6 protein-coding genes are annotated in these 4,786 nt (G+C 64.7%); all 6 read right to left on the bottom strand.

Translation table 11 applies throughout. The features are described from left to right. Positions 1-1,109: MFS transporter (locus K728_RS0107830; protein WP_024476345.1), on the bottom strand; the 1,109-nt coding region annotated here is incomplete at its 3' end. 41 nt (positions 1,110-1,150) lie between these two features. Beyond that, a complete protein-coding gene (locus tag K728_RS0107825; protein ID WP_019481830.1) occupies positions 1,151-1,582 on the bottom strand; it encodes a hypothetical protein in 432 nt (143 codons plus the stop codon). After that, complete coding sequence (locus K728_RS20130) at positions 1,579-2,040, bottom strand: cupredoxin domain-containing protein (protein ID WP_083850821.1); 462 nt, start codon at positions 2,038-2,040, stop codon at positions 1,579-1,581. Before K728_RS20130 ends, K728_RS0107825 begins: the two co-directional genes overlap by 4 nt. A gap of 130 nt (positions 2,041-2,170) precedes the next feature. After that, positions 2,171-3,049: an MBL fold metallo-hydrolase gene (locus K728_RS0107815; RefSeq protein ID WP_050994838.1), complete on the bottom strand. Its 879-nt coding sequence runs from the start codon at positions 3,047-3,049 to the stop codon at positions 2,171-2,173. A gap of 36 nt (positions 3,050-3,085) precedes the next feature. Beyond that, positions 3,086-3,916, bottom strand: coding sequence for an endonuclease/exonuclease/phosphatase family protein (locus K728_RS0107810; protein ID WP_019481833.1), 831 nt, complete (start codon positions 3,914-3,916; stop codon positions 3,086-3,088). A gap of 16 nt (positions 3,917-3,932) precedes the next feature. Beyond that, positions 3,933-4,786: dihydrolipoamide acetyltransferase family protein (locus K728_RS0107805; protein WP_019481834.1), on the bottom strand; the 854-nt coding region annotated here is incomplete at its 5' end.

Raw genomic sequence — 4,786 nt, 5'->3', positions numbered from 1 at the left:
ACCGCCGCAAGAACCCCCGGGCCGGTCATGGTCCCGACATCGCTGAGTAGCCGCCAGATTCCAAGGAACTGGGGCCGGCCGGGATTCGGTGAGAAGTCAGCCCCCAGGGTCATCACGATGCCCGAGCCGATACCGTTGCCGAATCCGATCAGGAGCGCCACCAGCAGCAGCCCCACTGCATCGCCGGTGAAGGGCAACAGGATCAGCGCTACGCCCATGATCAGCATGCAGGGTACGGCAACCCACCGCCGCCCCCTGACGTCCATCATCTTCCCGGCCGGGTAGAAGATCAGCATGTCGATGGCGCCGGACAGGCCATAGATCAGGGCAGTGGTGGTGGCGTCCAGACCGATATCCTGCGCCCAGAGCGGCAACACCGCCTGTCGGGTGGCCCGGATGGCGGCGATCAGCAGGACACCAATGCCCACCGTCGCAAAAACCCTGCGGTGGGATCGCAGAATGGACCGGACTGTCGGGGCCGACGACGGCGGGTCCGCTACCCGCTCGAGGGCAGTGGATCCGTTCATGGCCAACCGCCCGGGGGCGACCAGCTCAGGCACCCTGCTGCTCAGGGCGGCAGCAGCGAGAGCGGCCCCCGCCCCCACCCAGTACGCACCAGCCAATCCAGCGAAGCTCATGGCCAGAGCCGCCGCGAAAGGGCCGAGGAAAACGCCGATCCTGGTGACACCGCCGAGCGTGGACAGCGCCCTCGCCCTGAAGTGGATGGGAACGGCTTCGGTGAGGTAACTCTGGCGGGCCAGACCGAAAACGGCACCGGCCATCCCGATCATGAAGATGGCTGCGGCGAACACGGCGAGGTTGGGGGCCAGCAAGGCCAGTACCATCGCCGTCGAGCACCAGAGTGACGCCCCGACCAGGGCCCACCGTTCACCGAACCGGGTGGTCAGGAGCGTTGCGGGCACGTTGGTGACCAGGGAGCCGATCCCGGTGAGGGTGATGATCAGTGCCGCCGTCGCAATGTCAGCCCCGAGGCTGCGCGCCGAGAGCGCTATTACTGGAAGGATCGCCCCCGTCGCCATCCCATAGAGCAGCGACGGGCCGTAAGCGCCGACAGCGATCGACTTGAGGTTGAACGATTCGCCCGGCACGCTTCTACTGTAGCCACCGGCGCTGTTCGCCCTCTTATCGATCAGGCCTCAGGGGTACGCCGCCCCACGAGAATCATCCCGACGACGGCGAGAACTCCGGCCGCCCCCTCAGCGACCGCACTGAGGGCCTTTTCGAAGAACCAGATCGGCTCGTACATGGCGGGGATGGGCCCGATCGCGGGCAGCTGGACGTAGGACGACACCACCACAGCCGCGAATGCTGATAGAGCCACCACCGCGGCGACGAGGTAGGACAACCGGCTGCCCCTGAGCAGGACGTAGAGGGCAGCGAGCACCGCCGCGGCCGCCTGCAGCCAGAACAGGGTGCCACCGCCCATCCCCCCTGGATACGCGATCTGATAGTTGGCGGCGAGTTGCACATGGACGAACGCATCGATCGCCAGTCCGATGGCGATCACCACGCGGAGACCGACTAGAACCGGGCGGTTGTGGGCGAGTGCCCGATTGCTCATTCCTCGACGACCAGTGTGCTGATCATGCCTGGGTGCGGCGTGCAGAAGAAGGAGTACTCCCCCGCGTCCTCGGGTGCCGTGAAGGTGACAGTCTCGTTGGGGCCGAAGACTGAATCGAACAGGCCATCCTCATCCGAAGTGACAGTGTGGCCGACAGAATCATTGTTAATGACGGTTACTTCGGCGCCCGGTGCCACCGGTCCGGAAACTTCGAATTCAAAGTCTGTGATGGTGATGACCACCTCTTCGGCCGCCTCGGCCGGGGTTTCAGCTGATTCGGTGATCTCGGCTGGCGCGGCGGGTGGGCTGGAGGCCGCCGGGCTGGAGGCCGCCGGACTGGTGGTAGTAGTTTCCGGCTCCGGGGCCGCACTGCCAGATTCCTCCGACGCCCCACAACCGGCAACTCCCACCAGTGCACCGGCCAGAAGTACTCCCATAACGCTCTTTCGAATATCCATGATTAGCCTTTCCCTCAGAATCCCGATCAGAGCTGTTTTCCAAAGCCCTGGGCACCGTTAGCACCATGATCCTCTTCATTATGAGGTTCGTCACGGGGTAGGGCGCGGATTGCCCGGCGGGAGCCTGGGATCAGGACTTGGAGGCCTGATGCCACTTCCAGTGCGCGAGGGTCCGCAACCGAATGAGCAGCGCCCGGGATTGTTCGGGGCCGTAGGGCAGGATGGGGATGGCCTTGGTCATGTCCACTGATGCTTCATCCATTGCCACCTTGGTGACCCGCACCGCGGTGCGCATTTTATATAGCTGTGCCGTGACAAATTCGACGCCCACCGGGTTGCCGTGCCCCGGGATGAAAACGTCATAAAGGTCCTCCAGCGCGGCGATCTTGCCCAGGGTGCGGATCCAGTCCGCAGGATACGAGTCTTCAAACCCCGGGTCGCCGCCTTCTTCGACCAGATCCCCGGTGAAGAGTACGTTGCCTGCGCCGATCAGGAGATCGTTATCCGTATGGCCGGCCCCCAGATGGAACAGGGTTACGCTGATGCCGCCCAGGTCCAGGTCGACGGGGCCACCGTCCACCACCTTGTTGGCGGGGTGGATGGCTGTGTGGGGACCGGCGTCGTCGGCCATGGCTGGCTCGAGCTCTGCGACGAACTGACGCTGCTGCTCTCCTGTCTGCGCCAGGTCTTCCGCGCAGCGTGCGGTGGCCCAGATTTCCTCGACCCCCTGTGCGGCGAAATACGCATTGCCGAACGCATGGTCGAAGTGGGAGTGGGTGTTCACAGCTGTCACCGGCAGGTCCGTGAGTTCTCGGACGGCGGCCAGGATGACGGCGGCCTGCGCTGGGCCGGCACCGGTGTCGATCACGAGGGCCCGCTCGGTGCCGACGACGAGACCTGGGTTGATCCGGTATCCGGCGTCACGCAGTATCCAGGTCTGCGGTCCCACTTCCCGCCAACGGGACTCGGTCTCCTTCGACACAGTGTCTACTGTTGGCGTCTCAGACATGGATTCCTCTCAACAACGATGGATGTGCTGGCCGTTCTACGCGCCGCCGGCACCCAGCAGCAGGACAGCCTGCACTGGGGCGTGATCGGACGGCCACGCACCACCGTACCGGGTGACGTTGATTCCTGCCCGCAGGACGGTGAAGTCTGGGGTGGAAAGGATCCAGTCGATCCGCTTGGCGCCGCGCTGCGGCTTACGATAATGGGGGAAGGTGCCCCATTGTTCGGTGAGTTGACGGTGCGCAGCGGTCCAGGTGTCACGCAGCACCCCCGACCCGGTCAGGATCGTGTAGGGCCCGGACGGCGCATCAATGTTGAAGTCCCCCATCACGATGCCCGGGAGTTGAGAGTCCCGCACCAGGTGTCGCAGTGTGTCCGCCGAATAGAGGCGAGAGCGGCGGGACAGATGGTCCAGGTGGGTGTTGATCACCACGAAGTCCTTCCCCGTGCCCAGATCCTTGAACCTGGCACGGACCGCGATCCGGGGGATCCGGTTTCCCCACGACGTCGAACCGGCAACGGTTGGTTTGCTTGAGAGCGCAAACTGCTCCCAGTCGAGCAGCGTCAGCCGGCGCCGGTCGTAAAAGAGCGGGCACTGCTCACCATTGCCATCGTCGTTGCGCCCCCGACCGATGCCGGCGTAGTCGGGTCCGAGCCCGGCCCGCACCGCGTCCAGCTGGGTTGGGAGTGCCTCCTGGACGCCCAACAGGCTGGGCTGCTCATCGCGTAGGAGCCGGGTCACCAAAGGCGCGCGAACCGCCCAGGAATCCCGGTTGGTAGGCAAAAGGTGTGGCATTGACCGTCGGATGTTGAAGGTCATCACGTGCTGCTCAGGGGCTGCTACCGGGCCGATGAGCGGTACGGTCACCGCTGGGCCCCTCGCTTCAAAGGTCTGCAAGCACGGTGCCCGGATTCTCGATCGCGTCCGCCACATACCGCAGGAACCCGCCGGCAACACCGCCATCACACACCCGGTGATCGAAGGTCAGAGTGAGTTCGGTAATTTTCCGCACAGCCAGGGCACCGCCCACCACCCACGGCCGGTCAATGATTCGGCCAATACCCAAAATCGCAGCTTCGGGGTGATTGATGATGGCTGCGCTACCGTCGACTCCAAACACGCCGTAGTTGTTCAGGGTGAACGTCCCCGAGGTCAGCTCGGCGGGCGTGGCTTTGCCGTCCCGCACGACGGCGGTAAGTCGGCGGATCTCCGCATCCAGCCCGCGGGCGCTCAGCGTGTCTGCGCGTCGAACGCAGGGCACCATCAGACCCCGATCGGTTTGAGCGGCGATCCCCAGATTCACCCCGTCGAAGCTGAGAATTTCCTGGCGACCCTCATCGTCGGTGACGATTCGGGTGTTCAGGTCCGGATACTTTGCCAGCCCGGCTGTCACGAACCGGGCCACGAAAGCCAGTAACCCGGGGGTCTGGTCGGGATTTGTTGCCTTGAGTGAGGCCCTGAGGTCCATCAGTGCGGTAGCGTCCACATCGACCCAGACCGTTGCCTCGGGGATCTCCCGGCGGCTACGGGCCATGGTGTCCGCCACAGTCTTCCGCACCCCCTTCAGCGGAGTGCGGGCGGCAATCTCCAGCCCCGACTTGCGATCAGTATCCGCACCCACCGGATCAGGGGCGACGCTTTCGCTGCTGTTGTCGGTGGGCGAACCCGTGATTGTCGCGGAGCCGGTGGCACTGCTGATGGCCTGCTGCACATCCTTTCGGAGCACCAACCCGCCAG

It is taken from the genome of Arthrobacter sp. CAL618 (assembly GCF_000468215.1).
Lineage (GTDB): Bacteria > Actinomycetota > Actinomycetes > Actinomycetales > Micrococcaceae > Arthrobacter_D.
The sequence above is the reverse complement of the archived record's forward strand: the minus strand, read 5'-3'. Positions and strand labels throughout refer to the sequence as shown.

Bases quoted from the DNA above. Each gene is read 5' to 3' on its own strand.
- K728_RS0107825 (WP_019481830.1), bottom strand. From the start codon at position 1,582: ATGAGCAATCGGGCACTCGCCCACAACCGCCCGGTTCTAGTCGGTCTC.
- K728_RS20130 (WP_083850821.1), bottom strand. From the start codon at position 2,040: ATGGATATTCGAAAGAGCGTTATGGGAGTACTTCTGGCCGGTGCACTG.
- K728_RS0107815 (WP_050994838.1), bottom strand. From the start codon at position 3,049: ATGTCTGAGACGCCAACAGTAGACACTGTGTCGAAGGAGACCGAGTCC.